At 66.9% G+C, this 18835-nt stretch carries 18 protein-coding genes and 2 tRNA genes; 13 read left to right on the plus strand and 7 right to left on the minus strand.

Going from position 1 to position 18835, the window contains the following annotated elements; all coding sequences use genetic code 11:
- Positions 1 to 5 precede the first annotated feature (5 nt).
- Positions 6 to 251: a hypothetical protein gene (locus CYD53_RS19510; RefSeq protein WP_103719741.1), complete on the minus strand. Its 246-nt coding sequence runs from the start codon at positions 249 to 251 to the stop codon at positions 6 to 8.
- A gap of 285 nt (positions 252 to 536) precedes the next feature.
- On the opposite strand from CYD53_RS19510, the gene CYD53_RS19515 reads away from it, so the two are divergent.
- Together CYD53_RS19515 and CYD53_RS19520 are read left to right on the plus strand one after the other, a co-directional pair.
- Positions 537 to 1301, plus strand: coding sequence for a response regulator (locus tag CYD53_RS19515; RefSeq protein ID WP_103719742.1), 765 nt, complete (start codon positions 537 to 539; stop codon positions 1299 to 1301).
- Positions 1302 to 1306: 5 nt separating this feature from the next.
- Positions 1307 to 2734, plus strand: coding sequence for an ATP-binding protein (locus CYD53_RS19520; RefSeq protein ID WP_103719743.1), 1428 nt, complete (start codon positions 1307 to 1309; stop codon positions 2732 to 2734).
- A gap of 34 nt (positions 2735 to 2768) precedes the next feature.
- Here CYD53_RS19520 and CYD53_RS19525 read toward each other — a convergent pair.
- Positions 2769 to 2843: transfer RNA gene (locus tag CYD53_RS19525), tRNA-Gln, on the minus strand.
- A gap of 147 nt (positions 2844 to 2990) precedes the next feature.
- Here CYD53_RS19525 and CYD53_RS19530 point away from each other — a divergent pair.
- Together CYD53_RS19530 and CYD53_RS30375 are read left to right on the plus strand one after the other, a co-directional pair.
- Positions 2991 to 3067: transfer RNA gene (locus tag CYD53_RS19530), tRNA-Pro, on the plus strand.
- A 183-nt stretch (positions 3068 to 3250) separates the two neighbouring features.
- The gene (locus CYD53_RS30375) at positions 3251 to 3388 is read left to right on the plus strand and encodes a hypothetical protein (protein ID WP_181011943.1); all 138 of its coding nucleotides are present in this window, start codon (positions 3251 to 3253) and stop codon (positions 3386 to 3388) included.
- 85 nt (positions 3389 to 3473) lie between these two features.
- On the opposite strand, the gene CYD53_RS19535 is transcribed toward CYD53_RS30375, so the two are convergent.
- Positions 3474 to 4091, minus strand: a complete 618-nt coding sequence (locus CYD53_RS19535; protein ID WP_103719808.1) for a biotin transporter BioY — start codon at positions 4089 to 4091, stop codon at positions 3474 to 3476.
- 147 nt (positions 4092 to 4238) lie between these two features.
- Between CYD53_RS19535 and CYD53_RS19540 the strand changes: the two genes are divergently transcribed.
- Positions 4239 to 5153 carry an MBL fold metallo-hydrolase gene (locus CYD53_RS19540; RefSeq protein ID WP_103719744.1) on the plus strand — a complete coding sequence of 305 codons (915 nt, stop codon included), beginning with the start codon at positions 4239 to 4241 and terminating at the stop codon, positions 5151 to 5153.
- 167 nt (positions 5154 to 5320) lie between these two features.
- Here CYD53_RS19540 and CYD53_RS19545 read toward each other — a convergent pair whose 3' ends face one another.
- Positions 5321 to 6097 carry a DUF1499 domain-containing protein gene (locus CYD53_RS19545; protein WP_103719745.1) on the minus strand — a complete coding sequence of 259 codons (777 nt, stop codon included), beginning with the start codon at positions 6095 to 6097 and terminating at the stop codon, positions 5321 to 5323.
- A 228-nt stretch (positions 6098 to 6325) separates the two neighbouring features.
- Entirely contained in the window at positions 6326 to 7498 is a 1173-nt protein-coding gene (locus CYD53_RS19550; RefSeq protein ID WP_103719746.1) for an acetyl-CoA C-acetyltransferase, read from the minus strand.
- Between the two features lie 188 nt (positions 7499 to 7686).
- On the opposite strand from CYD53_RS19550, the gene CYD53_RS19555 reads away from it, so the two are divergent.
- From CYD53_RS19555 to CYD53_RS19590, 8 genes are all read left to right on the plus strand, one after another.
- Positions 7687 to 8457 carry a FadR/GntR family transcriptional regulator gene (locus CYD53_RS19555; protein WP_103719809.1) on the plus strand — a complete coding sequence of 257 codons (771 nt, stop codon included), beginning with the start codon at positions 7687 to 7689 and terminating at the stop codon, positions 8455 to 8457.
- A gap of 17 nt (positions 8458 to 8474) precedes the next feature.
- Positions 8475 to 9374 (plus strand): ABC transporter ATP-binding protein, encoded by a 900-nt coding sequence (locus CYD53_RS19560; protein ID WP_425428321.1) that lies wholly within the window; start codon positions 8475 to 8477, stop codon positions 9372 to 9374.
- Complete coding sequence (locus tag CYD53_RS19565; protein ID WP_103719747.1) at positions 9374 to 10258, plus strand: branched-chain amino acid ABC transporter permease; 885 nt, start codon at positions 9374 to 9376, stop codon at positions 10256 to 10258. Before CYD53_RS19560 ends, CYD53_RS19565 begins: the two co-directional genes overlap by 1 nt.
- Positions 10258 to 11301 (plus strand): branched-chain amino acid ABC transporter permease, encoded by a 1044-nt coding sequence (locus CYD53_RS19570; protein WP_103719748.1) that lies wholly within the window; start codon positions 10258 to 10260, stop codon positions 11299 to 11301. Before CYD53_RS19565 ends, CYD53_RS19570 begins: the two co-directional genes overlap by 1 nt.
- 29 nt (positions 11302 to 11330) lie before the next feature.
- On the plus strand, positions 11331 to 12512 hold the full coding sequence (locus CYD53_RS19575; protein ID WP_103719749.1) for an ABC transporter substrate-binding protein: 1182 nt from the start codon (positions 11331 to 11333) through the stop codon (positions 12510 to 12512).
- Positions 12513 to 12514: 2 nt separating this feature from the next.
- Entirely contained in the window at positions 12515 to 13333 is an 819-nt protein-coding gene (locus CYD53_RS19580) for an ABC transporter ATP-binding protein (RefSeq protein ID WP_103719750.1), read from the plus strand.
- 10 nt (positions 13334 to 13343) lie between these two features.
- Positions 13344 to 15152: an AMP-dependent synthetase/ligase gene (locus CYD53_RS19585; RefSeq protein WP_245928337.1), complete on the plus strand. Its 1809-nt coding sequence runs from the start codon at positions 13344 to 13346 to the stop codon at positions 15150 to 15152.
- Positions 15153 to 15326: 174 nt separating this feature from the next.
- Positions 15327 to 16112, plus strand: coding sequence for an enoyl-CoA hydratase/isomerase family protein (locus CYD53_RS19590; RefSeq protein ID WP_103719811.1), 786 nt, complete (start codon positions 15327 to 15329; stop codon positions 16110 to 16112).
- Positions 16113 to 16382: 270 nt separating this feature from the next.
- Here CYD53_RS19590 and CYD53_RS19595 read toward each other — a convergent pair whose 3' ends face one another.
- Both CYD53_RS19595 and CYD53_RS19600 read right to left on the minus strand, forming a co-directional pair.
- A complete protein-coding gene (locus CYD53_RS19595; protein ID WP_103719752.1) occupies positions 16383 to 18005 on the minus strand; it encodes an ABC transporter ATP-binding protein in 1623 nt (540 codons plus the stop codon).
- On the minus strand, positions 18002 to 18832 hold the full coding sequence (locus tag CYD53_RS19600) for an ABC transporter permease (protein WP_103719753.1): 831 nt from the start codon (positions 18830 to 18832) through the stop codon (positions 18002 to 18004). Before CYD53_RS19600 ends, CYD53_RS19595 begins: the two co-directional genes overlap by 4 nt.
- Positions 18833 to 18835 lie beyond the last annotated feature (3 nt).

The following is an 18835-nucleotide window of genomic DNA, read 5'->3' on the forward strand; positions in this document are numbered from 1 at the left end:
TCTCGTCATGGTCGCGGACCGACCTGACGGTTCAGTTCGCGCCAGTCCTTGGGCTCTGCCGGACGCAGCGTGGCCGACCCGGCACTGACGCTCTGATAGGCCAGTGCCGGAACGCGGATATCGGGATCGGCCGGGCGCGCCAGATAGGCCGGAACAGGCGCCGCCGAGCAGGCGCCGAGCGCCAGTCCGAGCGAAGTGATGAGGAGCAGTCCGGAGCAGGAAGCGAAAAAGTGGGCACCGGTTTTTCGCATTGATCCTGCTCTCACTCTTAAGATTGAGAGACGGATTCAGATTTCGGATGGGGTCACTCTGTGATCCCATCCGAAATCATCCGGCTCTCGGGCGCATCGCGGGGTGGCATGTCCTGAGCGTCGATGGCTCTGGGTAGCAACCGGCCCCGGCCCGCGTCCGTTACAAATTGTTGCGATGCCGGCCGCGCGCGCGGTGCCGAGTAGCGCTATCCTGCAAGTGAGGCCGGGAGCTCTTCGCTTCCGGCGGATCATGCGAAGCTGACGCCAGGGCAGGGATAGCCGGATTTGGATCAGACACCCGTCACAGCAGCGGCCGACGACCACGGCCATGTCCTGGTGGTGGATGACGACCCGCAGATCCGCCTGCTGGTCGCGCGCTTCCTGCAGCGTCACGGCTATCAGGTGACGGGCGCGCCGGATGGCCGCGTGATGCTTGAAATCCTGGCGCATACGGCGATCGATCTCGTCATTCTCGATCTGATGCTGCCGGGTCGTTCCGGCATCGAACTCTGCGGCGATATCCGCGCCACCTCGCAGGTGCCGATCGTGATGCTGACCGCCCGCAGCGAGGAGAGCGACCGCATCCTGGGCCTGGAGGTCGGTGCGGATGACTACGTCACCAAGCCGTTCAGCCCGCGCGAATTGCTGGCGCGGGTGCGCGCCGTGCTGCGTCGCGCCCGGGCGACGCGCAAGGCGGATGCCGGCCAAGTCAGCCAGTTCGTGGTCTTCGACGGCTGGAGCGTCGATCTGCGTCGCCGCGAACTGGTCTCGCCCTCGGGCACGCTGGTCGATCTCTCAACAGGCGAATTCGACCTGCTCGTCGTCTTCGTCGAGCATGCCAACCGCGTGCTCTCGCGCGAGGTTCTGATGCAATACGCCAAGGCCAGGACCAGCGACGATCCTTTCGACCGGACGATCGACGTCCAGATCAGCCGCTTGCGCCGCAAGCTGGAAGCCGACGCCCAGGGCGGCCAGTTGATCAAGACGGTCAGGGGAGCGGGCTATATCTTCACGCCCGATGTCAGGTCGCGCGCAGGGCAGCCGGCGTGAGGAACATGCTGAAACGGGGTCTGCCCGACACGGTGGCGAGCCGGGCCATCCTGGTCCTTGTCGTGGCGCTGCTGGCTTTCCATCTCGCCGGCTACTGGGCCTATCATATCGGCGTCGAGAGCCAGGCGACGCAGCAGAGCGCGCGCGGCCTCGCCGAGCGCATCGTTTCGATCAAGCGCGCCATCGCCAGCATTCCGCAGGAGCCGGAGCGCGACCGCGTCGCCCATGACCTGTCGAGCGCGAGCCTCGAGGTGCATTGGAGCAAGGTCAGCCTCGTTCTGGGCACGGCGCCGGCGACCGAGCGCACGAAGGCGATGGAAGCCCGGCTCAAGGAGCTCGTGCCTGATCTCGCAGCCGAATCCTTCCGCCTTGGCTTCGCCGATGACGGCGCGCTCCGTTCGGGCGAGGCCGAGGCCTATCGCCACATGATGCTGGTCTCGGTCCGGCTCGAGGATGGCTCCTGGGTGAATTTCTCGTCGACGGCAGGCGCGGCGCAGCATGGCGATGACGGGCTGATGACCGTCATGATCTGCCTCGGCATCGGCATCATCGTCGTCGCCGTGCTGCTGCTGCGCTGGGCGACGCGGCCCTTGCGCGATCTCGCCATCGCGGCCGAGCGCTTCAGCCTCGACCAGAGGCCTCAGCCGCTCGATGAATCCGGTCCGGCCGAGGTCCGTCGCGCCGCGCGTGCCTTCAACACCATGCGCGAGCGCATTCAGCGCCTCGTCGCCGAGCGCACCCAGGCGCTCGCCGCCGTCTCGCATGATCTGCGCACGCCGATCACGCGTTTGCGCCTGCGCTCCGAATTGCTCGAGGACGAGGCGACGCGCGATCTCGTCGACGCCGACCTTTCCGAGATGGAGGGGATGATCGACTCGACGCTGGAATTCCTGCGCGGTGGTGACACGAGCGAGGCTGCCCGCCCGATCGACATCGTCTCGGTGCTGGAAACCATCGTCGATGACGAGGCCGATCAGGGCCGCCGGATCACGCTCGATGCGCGCGCCCATGGCCGCGTGCTCGGCCGCTTGCTCGCCCTGAAGCGGGCCTTCTGGAACATCGTCGGCAATGCGGTGAAATACGGCGACAGCGCCGTCGTCGTGATCGCGGAGACGCCGACCCGGTTCACGATCACGTTCGAGGATGACGGCCCCGGCATTCCCGAGGCGCAGATGGAGCGCGTCTTCCAGCCCTTCGTGCGATTGGAGGAATCGCGCGGCCGCGAAACCGGTGGCTCCGGGCTGGGCCTGACGATCGCCCGCGCCGTCATCGCCTCGCATGGTGGCGAGATCACATTGGCGAATCGCCCCGAAGGCGGCCTGCGGGTAACGATCACCCTGCCGAAACTGGATTTTTCCACGCGCGTGGCGGCTGATGCGGCGCAGGATCGCCCTGCGCCATCCGGAGCCGCCACTGAATCGCGATCAGTTTGACTTCGGCGACCGATTTGGAGGTTTTGCGGGGAATTGGCTGGGGCGGGAGGATTCGAACCTCCGAATGGCGGTACCAAAAACCGCTGCCTTACCACTTGGCGACGCCCCAACGTGCCGCGCCTTCTAGAACGCGGCGCAGCCGCGCGCAACCATTCGCGGGGCCGCAGAATATCTCTTTGCAGAAATCGGCATCACAATGCCTCTGATGCTGTTGCGCCCGCGCTCCACGCTGGCTATAAGCCCGGCACCAGTTGATCGGAGTGTGGCTCAGCCTGGTAGAGCACCTCGTTCGGGACGAGGGGGTCGCAGGTTCAAATCCTGCCACTCCGACCATTGGTTTCAAGGGGTTAGCGCATCCCGATCGGCGCGCCCCGACAGTGATCCAGGCAACATCGAGCTTTTCCTGTCACGTCCGGCACCGCACGGCCGCCGAAGTGGCCTACGCGCATTTCCGCGATGGCGAAGCGCGTTCAGGCCCTGTAGGCTGCGGGCCAATTCAGCAGCGGTCTCGACATCATGAAGCGTAAGCGTCTCTTCCAGATCATCGGCATTCTCGGCCTGGCGACCATGCTGGCAGCCTGCGACAAATGCGGCGAGCCGTTGCGGCCGTTCAACATGCCCAAGAGCTGCGGCGATTCGCGCCCGGCCGGTTGAGCGCTCCGGATCAGATCCTCGACATCACGACATGAAAAAAGGCCGGGGTTTCCCCCGGCCTTCGCATTGCGTTGCTACGTGCGGTTCAGCCGCGACGCTGGAGCATCGACCAGCCGGTGCCGACAAAACAGGCCGCCAGCGCGACCTTGAGCGCATCGCCGAGCAGGAAGGGCTGAACGCCGAAGGCGAACGCCTTGGCGAAACCGACGCCTGTGGCGCCGCCAGCCATCTGCGCGCCGAGCGCCAGCCACAGGCAGCCCAGGCCCAGCATCAGCGCCTCGGCCGTGAGCAGGCCGAGGACGAGACGGGTCAGGGAGGCGCCGCGCGCCGCAGCCCAGCCTGCGACGGCCGCCGCCAGAACGAAGCCGATGAGGAAGCCGCCGGTCGGCCCCATCAGGTAGAGCGGGCCCGCCGCGACCGGGGGCGTATTGGTGAAGACCGGCAGGCCGGCCAGGCCATAGGCGATGTAGAGAGCAACCGTCGCGGCGCCGAGCCGCGAGCCATAGGCCGCGCCCAGGCCCAGCACCGCCAGCGTCTGCAGCGTCATCGGCACCGGCCAGAACGGCACCTTGATCTTGGCGGCGAGCACCAGCAGCAGGCTGCCGGCGACGGCGAGCGCGATGTTGCGGGCGATCGTGGCGCGCGGACCCGAGACCGCCGGGAGCGCCGCATTGACGAGGGTGGGAGCTTGAAGGGGGAGCATGTCTGCCATCCGCGTTGGATCCTGTTCAGCAGGGCCGCGCCGCGCGACCATCTTTCCCGTCTATAGGAAATGCGGCAAAGCCTCACAAGCGCGCGGACGTTGCGCGCATGGGCAGCCCGGATCGCAAGGCGAGGCAGAGTCAGCGGCATGAGCGACGAGATCGAATTCGACAGGACGGCCACGACCGCGCCGGGCGAGATCGCGGAGCTCTCGCCACTGGTCCGGCGCGTCATCGCCGGCAATGGCGGGCCGATGACCTTCACCGGCACCTGCACCTATATCGTCGGGCGCGGCCGGGTCGCGATCATCGATCCGGGGCCCGACGATCCCGCCCATGTCGCGCGGCTGCTCGCGGCGGTCGCCGGCGAGACCGTGACCGACATCGTCGTCACCCACACCCATCGCGACCATTCTCCCGCCGTCCCCGCCGTCAAGGCCGCGACGGGTGCGCGCATTGTCGGCTGCGGCCCGCATCGCGCGGCGCGCGAATTGGCGCTGGGCGAGACGAACCCGCTCGATGCCGCGGCTGACCGCGCTTACGCGCCCGAGCTGCTGATGCGCGATGGCGACCATGTCTCCGGGCCGGGCTGGACGCTGACGGCGGTCGATACGCCCGGCCATACCGCCAACCATGTCGCCTTCACCCTTGCCGAGGAGGAGAGCCTGTTCTCGGGCGACCATGTCATGGCCTGGTCGACGAGCATCGTCGCCCCGCCCGACGGCTCGATGGCGGCCTATATGGCTTCGATCGAGAAACTACGCGGCATGGAGCACCGGCTCTACTGGCCCGGCCATGGCGGCCCTGTCATGGAGCCGCAACGCCTCCTGCGCGGCCTGGTGCAGCATCGCCGCCAGCGCGAGGCGGCGATCCTCAGCCGATTGAGCGTGGGCGACGAGCGCATCGCCGAGATGGTGCCGGCGATCTATCAGGGCCTCGCCCCGGCCTTGCACGGGGCGGCCGGCTTGTCGGTGCTGGCGCAGCTGGAGGATCTCGTCCTGCGCGGCACCGTCTCCTGCGACGACGCCCTGCCGCTGCTGACGAGCCGCTACCGGCGAATCTGAGTTCAGAGCCTGTTTGGAAACGCGCGAGCCCTCATTCTGAGGAGCCATTCCCGCGGGAATGGCGTCTCGAAGGGTGTTCCAGATGGTTCCGGAACCAGCTGGACATCCTTCGAGACGCAGCCTGAAGGCTGCTCCTCAGGATGAGGGCTGGAGGTTCCAAAGCGACTCTAGCGGGTCTCGACCAGCAGCTCGACCTCTTCGGCGAAGGCCGCGATGCGCGCGGCATTGGCGCCGAGATCATGCGTGCCGAGGCGCGAGGCCGAGCGGATATCGATCCGGCTGCCATCGGCCCGGGGGCGCACCCGGATGCTGATGTCGTCGGAGAAGCGCAGCAGGCGCGTGCGCGCCACCGCCTCGATGCGGCCGGCTCCGCTGCGCCCGCCCGGCCGCGCCGATTCGAGCACCTGCCAGCCACGGTTGAGCGCCGCGCGCCGGGCGATGTCGAAAGCCATCTCCGCCGGCACCTCCAGGATGATCGGCAAGGTCTTGGGATAGGCCTGGCGCTGGGCCCGCCGCTGCTCGGGCGAAACATCGGGCGGCACCCGGCCCTTGCGCGCATCGAGCGCGACGCGCGAGCGGCTGAAGGCGGGCGGGTCGTCGATATCGGTCGAGATGTCGTTCAGGGCCGGCAGCGTGACGAGCTCGAAGCCGACATAGCCCGCCGGCACGAGCAGCAGGAGGGCGAGGGCGAAAGCCTGCGCCGCCATGCCGACGCCGCGATGGCCGGACTGCCAGATGCGGATGAAGGCCAGGACCGACAGGAGCAGCGCGAGCAGCACGAAGCCATAGGCGCCGGCAATCGGAGCGAGCCCCTGCAGGCTCGGCTCGCCCGCCCGGAACACCAGCACCGCCAGCAGCAGGACCGCGAGCGAGAACCAGGCCAGCCGCCGGCTCCACAGCGCGGCGCGCGAGACAGGCTCCTCGAAGACGAGACGGCGATGCATCGCCTTTAGGTGACGCTACGGCGGCCGGAAGGCAAGGCCGGCGATGATTCTCCGTCCGCCGGCTAGAGTCCGTTTGGCACCTCCGCGAGCCCTCATCCTGAGGAGCCATTCCTCTGGGAATGGCGTCTCGAAGGATGCTCCAGGAGGCTCCCGTGCAAGCTGGAGCATCCTTCGAGACGCAGCCTGAAGGCTGCTCCTCAGGATGAGGGCTGGAGGTTCCAAACGTGATCAGAGCCGCTCGATGATGGTGACGTTCGCCAGGCCGCCGCCCTCGCACATGGTCTGGAGGCCGTAGCGCTTGCCGCGCTGATGCAGCGCATGCACCAGCGTCGTCATCAATTTCGTGCCGGATGCGCCGAGCGGATGGCCGAGCGCGATCGCGCCGCCATTGACATTGAGCCTGTCGGGGTCGGCGCCAACGTGCTTGAGCCAGGCCATCGGGATCGAGGCGAAGGCCTCGTTGACCTCGTAGAGGTCGATCTCGTCGATGCGCAGTCCGGAGCGCTTCAGCGCCTTGTCGGTGGCGAAGAGCGGCTCCTCCAGCATGATCACCGGGTCGCCGCCCGAGACGGTCATCGTGTGGATGCGCGCGAGCGGCGCGATGCCGAGCGCCTTCAGGCCGCGCTCATTGACCACCATCACGCCCGAGGCCCCATCGCAGATCTGGCTCGCGGTCGCGGCGCTGAGCCGCCCGCCGTCCTGGATCAGCTTGACCGATCTCACGCCTTCCAGCGTCACGTCGAAGCGGATGCCTTCGTCGATCGCATGCGTGTCGCGGCTGCCATCGGGGAGGGTGACCTCGATCGGCACGATCTCCCTGGCGAACAACCCGGCCTGGGTCGCCGCGATCGCCTTTTGCTGGCTCTGGAAGCCGAAGGCGTCGAGCGCGTCCTTGCTGAAGCCGTGCTTCTGCGCGACCATTTCCGCGCCGGTGAACTGGCTGAAGACGATGTCGGGATAGCGCGCCTGCTGTCGCGGGCTCTTGGCCTCGCCATAGCCCGCCTTGGCGAGAAATTCGGAGGAGAGCGTCATCGGCACCCGCGTCATGCATTCGACGCCGGCTGCGATCACCACATCCATCTGGCCCGACATCACGGTGGCTGCGGCGAAATGCAGGGCCTGCTGCGAGGAGCCGCATTGCCGGTCGATCGAGACGCCCGGCACGCTTTCGGGCAGGCGCGAGGCGAGCACGGCGCCGCGCGCGATATTGGTCGATTGCTCGCCGACCTGGCCGACGCAACCCATGATCACATCCTCGACCAGCGCCGGATCGGCGCCTGTGCGGGCGATCAGCGCGTCGAGGATGACGGCGGCGAGATCGGCCGGGTGCCAGCCCGAGATGCGGCCCTTGCGGCGCCCTCCGGCGGTGCGCGCCGCCGCGACGATATAGGCCTCGGGCATCGGACCCTCCTGGGGTGAATATGTAGGGCTCATTCTTGGAAAAACGCCGCCCGCTGGCGGCGACGCTAACGAGTTCGACTTTGTCCGACAAACTCAAATCTTGGCAGGCTCGTCAGGGAATTTCCGCACATTGACTTTGTCGGACAAAGGGACAAGCGTCGCTCGGTAATGCTCGGCAAGGAATGAAGATGGTCGCCGCCCTCGAACGCTTCGACAAGATTGAGGTGGCGTCCGCCTATCAGCTGGTCGCCGATGCGATCGAGCGCGAGATCATGTCGGGCCGCATGCGTCCGGGCGACAGCGTTGGGACGGAGGCCGCGCTTTGCGCCCAGTTCGGCGTCAACCGCTCGACGGTGCGCGAGGCGATCCGCGTGCTGGAGCAAAGCGGGCTGGTGCGGCGCGGCGCGGACCGGCGGCTTTATGCCAGCCTGCCGCGCTATAGCGGCCTGTCCTCCCGTATCAGCCGGGCGCTGATCCTGCACGAGGTCACTTTCCGCGAGCTCTGGGCCACGGCGCGCGTGCTCGAGATCGCGGCCGCCGAGCAGGCGGCCGAGAATGCCGATGCCGCAATCATCGCATTGCTGGAAGCCAATCAGGCGCAGGCGGAAGCGGCGCAGGACGATCCTGCCCGCCTCTCCCATCTCGACACCGAATTCCACCAATTGCTGGCGAAGGCGACGCGCAATCGCGTGCTCGAACTGGCGCGCGAACCGGCCGGGCTTTTGTTCTTCCCGACGACGGAGCTGATCGTCCGGCGGGTTCCCGAAGGCGCGGGGCGGCTCGTCGCGGCGCATCGTCATCTGATCGATGCGCTCAAGGCCGGCGATGCCGCGCAGGCGGCGCTCTGGATGAGCCGGCATATCGCCGATTGGCGCAAGGGCTTCGAGCGCGCCGGGCGCGATCTCGATGAGCCGGTCGAGCGGGTCTATGCGCGGAGCGTCCTGCGACCGCCTTACTGAAATGAACTCACCCGAAGATGCCCAAGGCACGCGGGTTCGATGGGGAGGAGAACGAGGATGAGGACCGGGTCGGCCGGCCGCAGGTTGCGGCGATGACCAGCACTGGCGATGCGGCGCTGTCGGTCAGCGGCCTGACGCTGAATTTCGGCGGGCTCAGGGCTCTGTCCGATGTCGGCTTCGATGTGGCCGAGGGCTCGATCACGGCGATCATCGGGCCCAATGGCGCCGGCAAGACCTCGCTGTTCAACTGCATCTCGGGCTTCTACCGGCCCCAGGCCGGCGCGATCCGCTTCGAGGGGCGCGATATCTCCCGCCTGCATCCGCCGGAGCGCGCCCGGCTCGGGCTTGCCCGCACCTTCCAGAACATCGCGCTGTTTCGCGGCATGACCGTGCTCGACAACATCAAGCTCGGCCGCCACGTCCATATGCGCACCAATCTGCTCGACGGCCTCATCTATTGGGGCCGCGCCCAGCGCGAGGAGATCGAGGTCCGCGCCGAGATCGAGGAGCGGGTGATCGATTTCCTCGAGATCAACCACATCCGCAACCATCCGGTCGCCTCGCTCGCCTACGGCCTGCGCAAGCGTGTCGAACTGGCGCGCGCACTCGCCATGCGCCCGAAGATCCTGATGCTGGACGAGCCCGTCGCGGGGATGAACCGCGAGGAGACCGAGGACATGGCCCGCTTCATCCTCGACGTGAAGGAGGAATGGGGCGTGACGATCCTGATGGTCGAGCACGATATGGGCCTCGTCATGGACATTTCGGACCATGTCGTCGTGCTGAATTTCGGGCAGGTGATCGCGCGCGGCGCGCCTGCCGAGGTCACCGCCGATGAGCAGGTCATCCGCGCCTATCTCGGCGCCGGCGACATCGGCCAGCTCAAGGCGCGCATCGCCGGGACGGAGGCGGCGTGATGGAGTTCGACTGGCTCTTCTTCTGCGAGGTGACGTTGGCGGGGCTCGGCTCCGGCGCCTTGCTGGCGCTGACCGCGCTCGCCTTCGTGCTGATCTACAAGGCGACCAAGGTGGTGAACCTCGCCATCGGCGAGATGCTGATGGTCGGCGCCTATCTGTTCTTCTCCTTCGCCGCCGGCTTCGGCCTGCCGGTCTGGCTCGCCATCCCGCTGGCGCTGATCGGCGGCGGCCTGCTCGGGGCCATCGTCGAGCGCACGATCATCCGGCCGATGCTGGGCGAGAGCGCGATCTCGGTCTTCATGGTCACGATCGGTCTGGGCTCGGTGCTCGTCGGCCTCGTCGAGATCATCTGGGGGGCGGCTCCGACACAATTGCCGGATTTCATGGGCACCACGCCGCTCTTCATCGGCGACGCCTATGTCTCGCGCAAGATCGCGATCGGCTTCGCGGTCGCCAGCATCGTCATCGCCGCCTTCGTGCTGGCTTTCCGCTTCTGGCGCGGCGGCGTCGCCCTGCGCGCCACCGCGACCGACCAGGGCGCGGCCTATTCCTGCGGCATCGACGTGCCGAAAGTGTTCTCCGCCGCCTGGATCGTTGCCGGCGTGGCCGCCGCGGGCGCAGGGATCCTCGTCGGCGCGGTCGGCGGCATCTCGCCGACCATGGGCGTCTTCGGCCTGTCGGCCTTGGTCGTGGTCATCGTCGGCGGGCTCGATTCGATCGCCGGCGCGCTGGTCGGCGGCCTTATTGTCGGCCTCGTCGAAGCCTGGTCGGGCACCTTCATCGGCGGCGAATACAAGTTGCTGGCAACCTTCGGCCTCCTGATCCTCATTCTGATGGTGCGGCCCTACGGGCTGTTCGGCACCGTCGAGATCGAGCGACTCTGATGCGGATCGGTGCGCTCAAGGACAGCTATGGCGCCGATCAGGCGCTGTTCGACACGGCCGTGCAGCGCCTGTGGCTGGCACTCGGAGCGGTCGCATTGCTGGCCTTCCCCTTCGCCGCCAATGATTACTGGCTCTATCTCGCCTGCCTCGTCGGCATCCATATCGTCTCGACGACGGGGCTCAATATCCTCACCGGCTATACCGGGCTGGTCAGCCTCGGCCAGGCCGCCTTCATGGGCGTCGGCGCTTATGTCGTGGCGCTGGCCGAGACCAAACTGGGGACGCCCTTCCTGCTCAACCTGCTGGCGGCCGGCCTCGTCACCGCGATGGTCGGCATGGTGGTCGGCGTGCCCAGCCTGCGGGTCAAGGGGCTCTACCTCGCCATCGCGACGATCGCGGCCTCCTTCATCCTGCATTTCGTCTTCCAGAACTGGACTACGGTCACCGGCGGCACACGCGGCCTGAGCATCCCGCCGGCGCAGCTCTTCGGCCTCGAACTGGCCAGGCCCTTCGCGCTCTATTGGGTCATCACGCCGCTCACCTGCATCATGGTGCTCGCCGCCGCCAATCTCTTCCGCACCCGCATCGGGCGCGCCTTCATCGCCATCCGCGACCGCGACATCTCGGCCGAGGTGCTGGGCATTCCGCTGCTGCGCTACAAGCTGATGAGCTTCGGCCTCTCCTCCTTCTACGCCGGTGTCGCGGGCGGCCTGTGGGCCTATTTCTTCCGCGTGGTGACGCCCGAGAGCTTCCCCTTCGTCTATTCGATCTTCTTCCTCGCTGCCGTCATCGTCGGCGGCATGGGCACGATCCTCGGCGGCATCCTGGGCGCAGTCTTCATGACGCTGGTGCCCGAGGCGTTGAAGCTCGTCGTCGGCCTGCTCTCGCCCTGGATGCCCAATGCGGTCGCGCTGCTCTCGCCGGTGCGCACCATCGTCTTCGGGGCGCTGATCATCGGTTTCCTGATCCTGGAGCCGCATGGTCTCGCCGAGATCTGGCGGCGCATCCGCCGCTTCTTCCACCTCTGGCCGTTCAAGACCTGACAACGAAAAACCAAGAGAGGACTGCAACCATGACCATCACCAGACGACAGGCTCTCGCCGCCGGCATCGCAGCGGGCGGGCTCGCCGCCGGCATCCGGCCCGGGCTCGCCCAGGCCAATGAGATCGTCATCGCGGGGTCGATCCCGCTTACCGGCGTCTTCGCCTTCGCCGGCATCGGCATCAATGACGGCATCGCCGACTATGTGAAGCTCATCAACGAGGCCGGTGGCGTCAGTGGCCGCAAGGTCCGCTATGTCTATGAGGACACCGCCTACAAGGTCGACCAGTCGGTCGCCGTGTTCAACAAGCTCACCGGCTCGAACGCGGCGAATTTCTATTACAGCGACTCCACCGGCTTCGCGAAGACGATCAACCCCGAGCTCAACCGCAAGGGTTCGATGATCATGGCCGGCGCCTCCTTCGCGACCGAGCTCAACGACGCCAAGGCCTATCCGAACCAGTTCATCGCCGGTCCCGATTATTCCGACATGATCAGCGTGTTGCTGACCTATATCGCCAAGACGCAACCCGGCGCGAAGATCGCGCTGGTGAACTCCGACACCGAGTTCGGCCGCGACCCGATCGCGACCACCGAGGCGATGGCCAAGAAGCTCGGTCTCAGCATCGCCGAGAAGATCGTCACCCCGCCGACCTCGGTCGACGTCTCGACCGAGGTTTTGAAACTGCGCCGCGCCAACCCCGACTACACCATCTTCCACGGCTATGTGCTGGCGCCCCTGCCCGAGTTCATGACGCAGGCCAAGCAGCTCGGCCTCAAGACCAAGTTCATGGGCACCTTCTGGTCGATGGACAATTCGCTCTGGGCCAAGGTCGGCGAGGCGGCCAACGGCTTCATGGGCGTGATGCCCTATCGCTACTATTTCGACGAGGATGCCAAGGCGCCGATGCTGGCCAAGATCCGGCAGATGCGGCCCGAATATGTCTCGACCGCCTATATGCAGGGCTTCCTGACCGCCATGCTGTTCTGCGAAGCGGGCAAGCGTTGTCTCGACGCCAAGCAGGAGATGACCGCGACCAACCTCAAGGCCGCGCTCAACTCGATCAAGGACTTCGATACCGGCGGCCTGATCGGCGCACCGATCACGATCACCGGCAATTCGATCCCGGTCGGCCGCGTCTACCAGTACGACGCTGCCAGGAAGGTCATGGTCGGGCAGGGCGACTGGATCAACGTCTCGAAGCCGAGCTGACGATGACGAGCGCTGCGCCGCCGATCCTCGATGTGTCAAACATCGAGGTCATCTACAACAAGACCGTGCAGGTCCTGCGCGGCCTGTCGCTCTGTGTGCCGCGTGGCCGGATCGTCGCGCTGCTCGGCTCCAACGGCGCCGGCAAGTCGACGACGCTGAAGGCGATCTCGCGCCTGCTCGAACTGGAGGATGGCGCCGTCACCGGCGGCGCCATCCGTTTCGACGGCGCTGACATCGCCCCGCTCGCCCCGCATGCGCTGGTCCGCAAGGGCTTATTCCACGTCATGGAGGGGCGGCGCATCTTCGATGATCTGACCGTCGAGGAAAACCTGACGGCTGCGACCTTCGCGCTGACGGGACGCCGGGCCCCGCCAAAAAGCTTCGACATCGTCTATGATTATTTCCCGCGCCTGCACGAGCGTCGCTCGGGGCTCGCCGGCTATCTCTCCGGCGGCGAGCAGCAGATGCTGGCGATCGGCCGCGCGCTGATCGCCGACCCGCAGCTCATCCTGCTCGACGAGCCTTCGCTGGGCCTCTCGCCGATGCTGGTCGAGGAGATCTTCACCATCATCGCCCGCATCAACCGCGAACAGGGCGCCTCCATGCTGCTGGTCGAGCAGAACGCGGCCGTCGCTTTCGCCGTCTCGCACTACGCCTACATCATGGAAACCGGGAAGATCGTCATCGACGGCCCGGTCGAGACGCTGATGCGAGACCAGGATGTGCGTGAGTTCTATCTCGGCATGGGGGTGGGCGCGGCCGGCCATAAGAGCTTCCGCGACATCAAGCACTACAAGCGCCGCAAGCGCTGGCTCTCCTGAGGACGCGCCCGTGACGCTGCCTGAACTCACCCTTCCCCAGATGCTGCGCGAGCAGGCGCGCCTGATCCCCGAACGTGTCGCGATCCGCCAGAAGGATTTCGGCATCTGGAAACCCGTGACCTGGCGCGACTATTTCGAGCGCGCTGCAGCCGTGGGCGCAGGCTTCCGCACGCTCGGCCTGAGCGAGGGCGGCCATGTCGCGATCCTCTCGGAGAACCGGCTCGAATGGGTGCTGGCCCAGCTCGGCGCGGGGCTCGTCGGCGCGGTCGCGGTCGGCGTCTATCCGACCAGCCCGGCCAATGAGGTCGCCTATGTGCTCGGCCATTCCGACGCCGAGATCGTCATCTGCGAGGATCAGGAGCAGGTCGACAAGGTGCTCGAGCGCCGGGACGAACTGCCTGGCTTACGCCGCATCGTGGTGGTCGAGACCAAGGGCATCCGCTCCTATCCCGCCGATTTCGTCACCAGCTTCGCGAGCCTGGAGGATACCGGCCGCGCCTCGCGGCAAGACGGGCAGCGCGCGATCGATGCCGTACTGGCGCAGCAGTCCCTCTCCGATATCGGCCTGATCATCTACACCTCCGGCTCCACCGGAAAGCCCAAGGGCGCGATGCTGAGCTATCGCAACATCCGCGCCCAGGCCTTCGCCGTCTCGGAGCGGATCGGGCTGACGGCCGCCACCAGCCACCTGTCCTATCTGCCGCTCTGCCACGTCGCCGAGCAGATGCTGACCACGATGGCGCCGGTCTATAACGGCTCGCTGGTGAGCTTCGGCGAGTCGATCCGCACCGTTCAGGAGGATCTGCGCGAGGTCGCGCCCAGCATGTTCCTGGGCGTGCCGCGCATCTGGGAAAAGCTCAATTCGGCGATCCATATCAAGCTGGCCGAGGCCGGCGGCTTTCGCCTCAAGCTGTTCGAGCGCGCTTTTGCGGCTTGCGAGCCCTTCGCCGAGGTCGCGCGCGCGAAGCGCACGCTGGCGCAGCGCCTGACCTTCGCCCTGTCCTATTGGCTGATCTTCCGCGCCTTGCAGAACTATATCGGCCTGCGCCGGGCCGATGTCGCGATGACGGGCGCGGCGCCGATCCCGGCCAGGATCGTGCGCTTCTTCCGCACCATCGGGGTGCCGCTGGTCGAGGTCTATGGCGCGACCGAGACCTCGGGCATGGCGGCCGGCCAGCGCCTGTCGGACCTCGTGCCGCTCTGCGTCGGCCCGGCCGTCGCTGGCGCTGAACTCGCCCGCAGCGACGAGGGCGAATTGCTCGTCCGCGGCGACATCGTCTTCTCCGGCTACTACAAGGGCGAAGCGGCGACGCAAGCCGCTATCGCGCCCGATGGCTGGCTGCACACCGGCGATGTCGTCGAGATCGTCCAAGGCCAGTTCAAGATCGTCGACCGTCTCAAGGACATCATCATCACGGCCGGCGGCAAGAACCTGAGCCCCTCCGAGATCGAGAACACGGTCAAGGCCAGCCCCTTCGTCAAGGAATGCATCGTCATCGGCGAGGCGCGCAAATATGTCTCGGCCCTGATCCAGATCGATGCCGAGACGGTCGGGCAATGGGCCGAGGAGGCCGGGCTGACCTACACCCATTTCCGCAGCCTCGCCGAACATGCCAGCGTGCGCGAGCTGATCGAGCGCGAGATCGCCGCGGCCAATGCCCAGCTCGCCCAGGTCTCCCATATCCGCCGCTTCCATCTGCTGACGAAGGAGCTCGACCATGACGATGACGAGGTCACGGCGACGATGAAGGTCCGCCGCTCCAGCATCCAGACGAAATACGCTCATGAGATCGAGAGCCTCTACGGCGCGGCCCGCTAAGGGCTAGAGCGGTTTTCGATCTGAGTGAAACGCGGACCCGTCATTGCGAGAAGCGAAGCGACGAAGCAATCCAGGAGGACGTGGAGCTCTGCCGCTCCTGGATTGCTTCGCTGCGCTCGCAATGACGGTTCAGTCAGGTCGAAAACCGCACTAATGCAGAAAAGGAGGCCGATCATGGCCGAGACGCCGGTCACCGCGACCTTCGATGTGGCAAGCGGCATCGCCCGCATCACCTTCAACCGTCCCGATGTGCTGAACGCCATCGATGTCGCGACCGCGACGGCTTTTCGGGAGGCTGTCTCCAACGTCGTCGCGCAGGTTGGCTTGCGCTGCATCGTGCTCGCCGGTGCGGGGCGCGCTTTCGTGGCAGGCGGCGATGTCGCGAGTTTCGGCGACGAACCGGCTCAGGTCGTCGACGCCCTGCTCGGAGCGCTGCACCCCGCGATCCTGGCCTTGCGCGCCTGTTCCGCGCCTGTCCTTGCCGTCGTGCAGGGGCCGGCTGCCGGTGCGGGTCTGAGCATCGCGCTCAGCGCCGACATCCTGCTGGCGAGCGACAAGGCCCGCTTCGTCATCGCCTATGATCGCATCGGCGCGCCGCCCGATTGCGGTGGCACCTGGTTCCTGCCGCGCAAGGTCGGGCGCGGACGCGCCTTCGCCATGATGCTGCTCGGACAGGTCCTCGATGCGCAGGCCGCGCTCACAGCCGGCATCGTCGCCGAGGTCGTGCCGCAAGCCGAGCTCGAAAGCCGCGCAGGCGAGATCGCCGCGCGCATCGCAGCAGGCCCGACGAAGGCCTATGGCAGCTTCAAGCGCCTGATCGACGATGCGCTCGCCACGCCATTGGAGGCGCATCTGGAGAACGAACGTCGGTGCTTTCTGGAGGCGACGCGGACGCAGGATTTCCGCGAGGGCGCCGCAGCCTTTCTCGGCAAGCGCGAACCCATCTTCCGCGGGCAGTGAGCCTGTCTGCGATCGCGGCGAAGCTTTGACCTTATGCCGTCTGACCGACGGCGCTGTCCTCCGCCGTCATTCCGGGACATGGCAAAGCCAATGTACGGTAGAGAAATTGGGCCCGGAACCCAGAACCGATGCCGGTCGTCGTGAAGCGAGCCGGTGCCATGCGCCTTCCCGAGCAGTGGCATCGGTTCTGGGTTCCGGGCTCGATCCTTCGGATCGCCCCGGAATGACGGCGGCGGCTCAGCCATAAGTCGGGGCCAAACGCCGTCAGTATTACGCCGTCGCGGCTTCGCGCTTCAGTCCGAAGTCACGGCCGGGGATCGAGGCGAGCAGCGCCCGCGTATAGGCGTGCTGCGGATTGCCGAAGACCTCGCCGATCGGGCCCGCCTCGACCACCTCGCCATTCTTCATCACCGCGACGAGATCGCAGACCTGCGCCGCGACGCGCAGGTCATGGGTGATGAAGACGATCGACAGGCCCAGCCGCTGGCGCAGTTCCGCGAGCAGCTTCAGAACCTGCGCCTGGACGGAGACGTCTAGCGCCGAGACGGGCTCGTCCGCCACCAGCACATCCGGCTCCAGCGCCAGGGCGCGCGCAAGGCCGATCCTCTGGCGCTGGCCGCCGGAGAATTCATGCGGATAGCGGTCGGTCGCCGACGGGTCGAGCCCGACCAGTGCGAAGAGCTCCCCGGCGCGGGCCAGAGCCTGCGCGCGCGGCGTGCCATGCACGATCAGCCCCTGCGCCACCAGTTCGCCGGCCTTGCGGCGGGGGTTGAGCGAGGCGAAGGGATCCTGGAACACCATCTGGATATGGCGGGTCTCGGCCCGCATCTCCTCGCGGCTCAGGCAAGCGAGATCGCGGCCGTTCAGGCGGATCTCGCCGCTGTCTGGATCGATCAGGCGCACGAGGCAGCGCGCGAGCGTCGATTTGCCGGAGCCGGATTCGCCGACGATGCCGAGCGTGCCGCCCCTGGGCAGCACCAGCGAGACATCCTTGACCGCATGGGTCACGCGCTGCCCGCGCCCCAGGAAGCCGCCGGTGCGGTAGGTCTTGGAGACATGCGCCATGCTCAGGATCGGCTCTGCGGAAAGCGCGCGTGGCGGCGGGGCCTTCAGCGGCGGCACGGCCGCGATGAGCTGCCTGGTATAGGCGTGTTGCGGGTTCTCCAGCACGGCGCTGACGCTGCCCTGCTCGACGACGCGACCCTGGCTCATCACCGCGACCCGGTCGGCGATCTCGGCGACGACGCCGAAATCATGGGTGATGAACAGCACGGCCGTGCCTTTGCGCTTTTGCAGGTCGCGGATCAGCTCGAGGATCTGCGCCTGCGTCGTGACGTCGAGCGCCGTGGTGGGTTCGTCGGCGATCAGCAGCTTGGGGTCGAGCGCCAGCGCCATCGCGATCATGGCGCGCTGGCGCTGGCCGCCGGAGAGTTCATGCGGATAGGCTTTTGCGGCGATCACGGGATCGGGAATGCGCACCTCTTCGAGCAACGCCAGCACGCGTGCGCCGATCTCGGCCTTCGACAGCTCGGTATGGATCTCGAACATCTCGCCGATCTGGTCGCCGATCGAGCGCAGCGGGTTGAGCGCCGTCATCGGCTCCTGGAAGATCATCGCGATGCCGGCGCCGCGCACCCGACGCATCTGCGCCTCGCTGACGCCGGCGAGGTCGCGCCCCTCGAACAGGATGCGCCCGCCATCGATCTCCACGCCGCCCGGCAGCAGGCGCATGATCGCATTGGCGGTCATCGACTTGCCGGAGCCGGATTCGCCGACGACGCAGAGGATTTCATTGGCGGCGACCGAAAGCGTCACCTCCGTCATGGCGTGCGAGCGGTCCGCACCCTTCGGCAGCTTCACGCTGACGGCGTCGAGAACGAGGATCGGGCTCATCGGCCTTTGAGCCTCGGGTTGAGCGCATCGTTGAGCCCCTGGCCGACCAGCGAGACGGCGAGCACGGTGACCAGGATCGCGATGCCGGGAATGGCCGAGACATACCATTGCACCCGCAGCACATCGCGGCCGGCGCCGATGAGATTGCCCCAGGAGGCGACATTGGGGTCCGACAGCTTGAGGAAGGCGAGAGCGCTTTCCAGCAGGATCGCGACCGCCATCACGACGCTGGCATAGACGACCACCGGGGGCAGGGCGTTGGGCAGGATTTCGCCGAAGATCAGCTTGGCGTCCTTGAGGCCGAGCGTGCGTCCGGCCTGGACGAATTCGCGGTTGCGCAGCGACAGGAATTCAGCCCGCGTCAGCCGCGCCGAGGCCGGCCAGGAGACGATGCCGATCGCGACTGTCACCGTGGTGATGGTCGAGCCGAAGACCGCGACCAGGACCAGCAGCAAAAGGAAGTTCGGCAGCGTCTGGAAGGCTTCGGTGACGCGCATCAGCGCAGTGTCGACCCAGCCGCCGTAATAGCCGGCAAAGGCGCCGATGGTGATGCCGATCATGATCGAGATCACTGTGGCGACCACGCCGATCAGGAGCGAGATGCGCGCGCCATGGAAGATCTGGGCGGCGATGTCGCGGCCGGAATTGTCGGTGCCGAGCAGGAAGCGCGGATTGCTGAACGGCCAGACCAGCGGCCGCCCGGCGAGCGCCAGCGGATCCTTCGGATAAAGCCAGCCCGCGGTAGCGGCCATGGCGAGCACGGCGAGCAGCAGCAACAGGCCGATGACGGCCGAGGGGCTGCGGACATAGAGTTTCACCAGCGCCATCGC

It is taken from the genome of Allobosea psychrotolerans, assembly GCF_002917105.1.
In the GTDB taxonomy this organism is placed as follows: domain Bacteria; phylum Pseudomonadota; class Alphaproteobacteria; order Rhizobiales; family Beijerinckiaceae; genus Allobosea; species Allobosea psychrotolerans.

Bases quoted from the DNA above. Each gene is read 5' to 3' on its own strand.
- CYD53_RS19510 (WP_103719741.1), bottom strand. From the start codon at position 251: ATGCGAAAAACCGGTGCCCACTTTTTCGCTTCCTGCTCCGGACTGCTC.
- CYD53_RS19520 (WP_103719743.1), top strand. From the start codon at position 1,307: ATGCTGAAACGGGGTCTGCCCGACACGGTGGCGAGCCGGGCCATCCTG.
- CYD53_RS30375 (WP_181011943.1), top strand. From the start codon at position 3,251: ATGAAGCGTAAGCGTCTCTTCCAGATCATCGGCATTCTCGGCCTGGCG.
- CYD53_RS19535 (WP_103719808.1), bottom strand. From the start codon at position 4,091: ATGCTCCCCCTTCAAGCTCCCACCCTCGTCAATGCGGCGCTCCCGGCG.
- CYD53_RS19540 (WP_103719744.1), top strand. From the start codon at position 4,239: ATGAGCGACGAGATCGAATTCGACAGGACGGCCACGACCGCGCCGGGC.
- CYD53_RS19545 (WP_103719745.1), bottom strand. From the start codon at position 6,097: ATGCATCGCCGTCTCGTCTTCGAGGAGCCTGTCTCGCGCGCCGCGCTG.
- CYD53_RS19550 (WP_103719746.1), bottom strand. From the start codon at position 7,498: ATGCCCGAGGCCTATATCGTCGCGGCGGCGCGCACCGCCGGAGGGCGC.
- CYD53_RS19555 (WP_103719809.1), top strand. From the start codon at position 7,687: ATGGTCGCCGCCCTCGAACGCTTCGACAAGATTGAGGTGGCGTCCGCC.
- CYD53_RS19560 (WP_425428321.1), top strand. From the start codon at position 8,475: ATGCCCAAGGCACGCGGGTTCGATGGGGAGGAGAACGAGGATGAGGAC.
- CYD53_RS19565 (WP_103719747.1), top strand. From the start codon at position 9,374: ATGGAGTTCGACTGGCTCTTCTTCTGCGAGGTGACGTTGGCGGGGCTC.
- CYD53_RS19570 (WP_103719748.1), top strand. From the start codon at position 10,258: ATGCGGATCGGTGCGCTCAAGGACAGCTATGGCGCCGATCAGGCGCTG.
- CYD53_RS19575 (WP_103719749.1), top strand. From the start codon at position 11,331: ATGACCATCACCAGACGACAGGCTCTCGCCGCCGGCATCGCAGCGGGC.
- CYD53_RS19580 (WP_103719750.1), top strand. From the start codon at position 12,515: ATGACGAGCGCTGCGCCGCCGATCCTCGATGTGTCAAACATCGAGGTC.
- CYD53_RS19590 (WP_103719811.1), top strand. From the start codon at position 15,327: ATGGCCGAGACGCCGGTCACCGCGACCTTCGATGTGGCAAGCGGCATC.
- CYD53_RS19595 (WP_103719752.1), bottom strand. From the start codon at position 18,005: ATGAGCCCGATCCTCGTTCTCGACGCCGTCAGCGTGAAGCTGCCGAAG.
- CYD53_RS19600 (WP_103719753.1), bottom strand. From the start codon at position 18,832: ATGGCGCTGGTGAAACTCTATGTCCGCAGCCCCTCGGCCGTCATCGGC.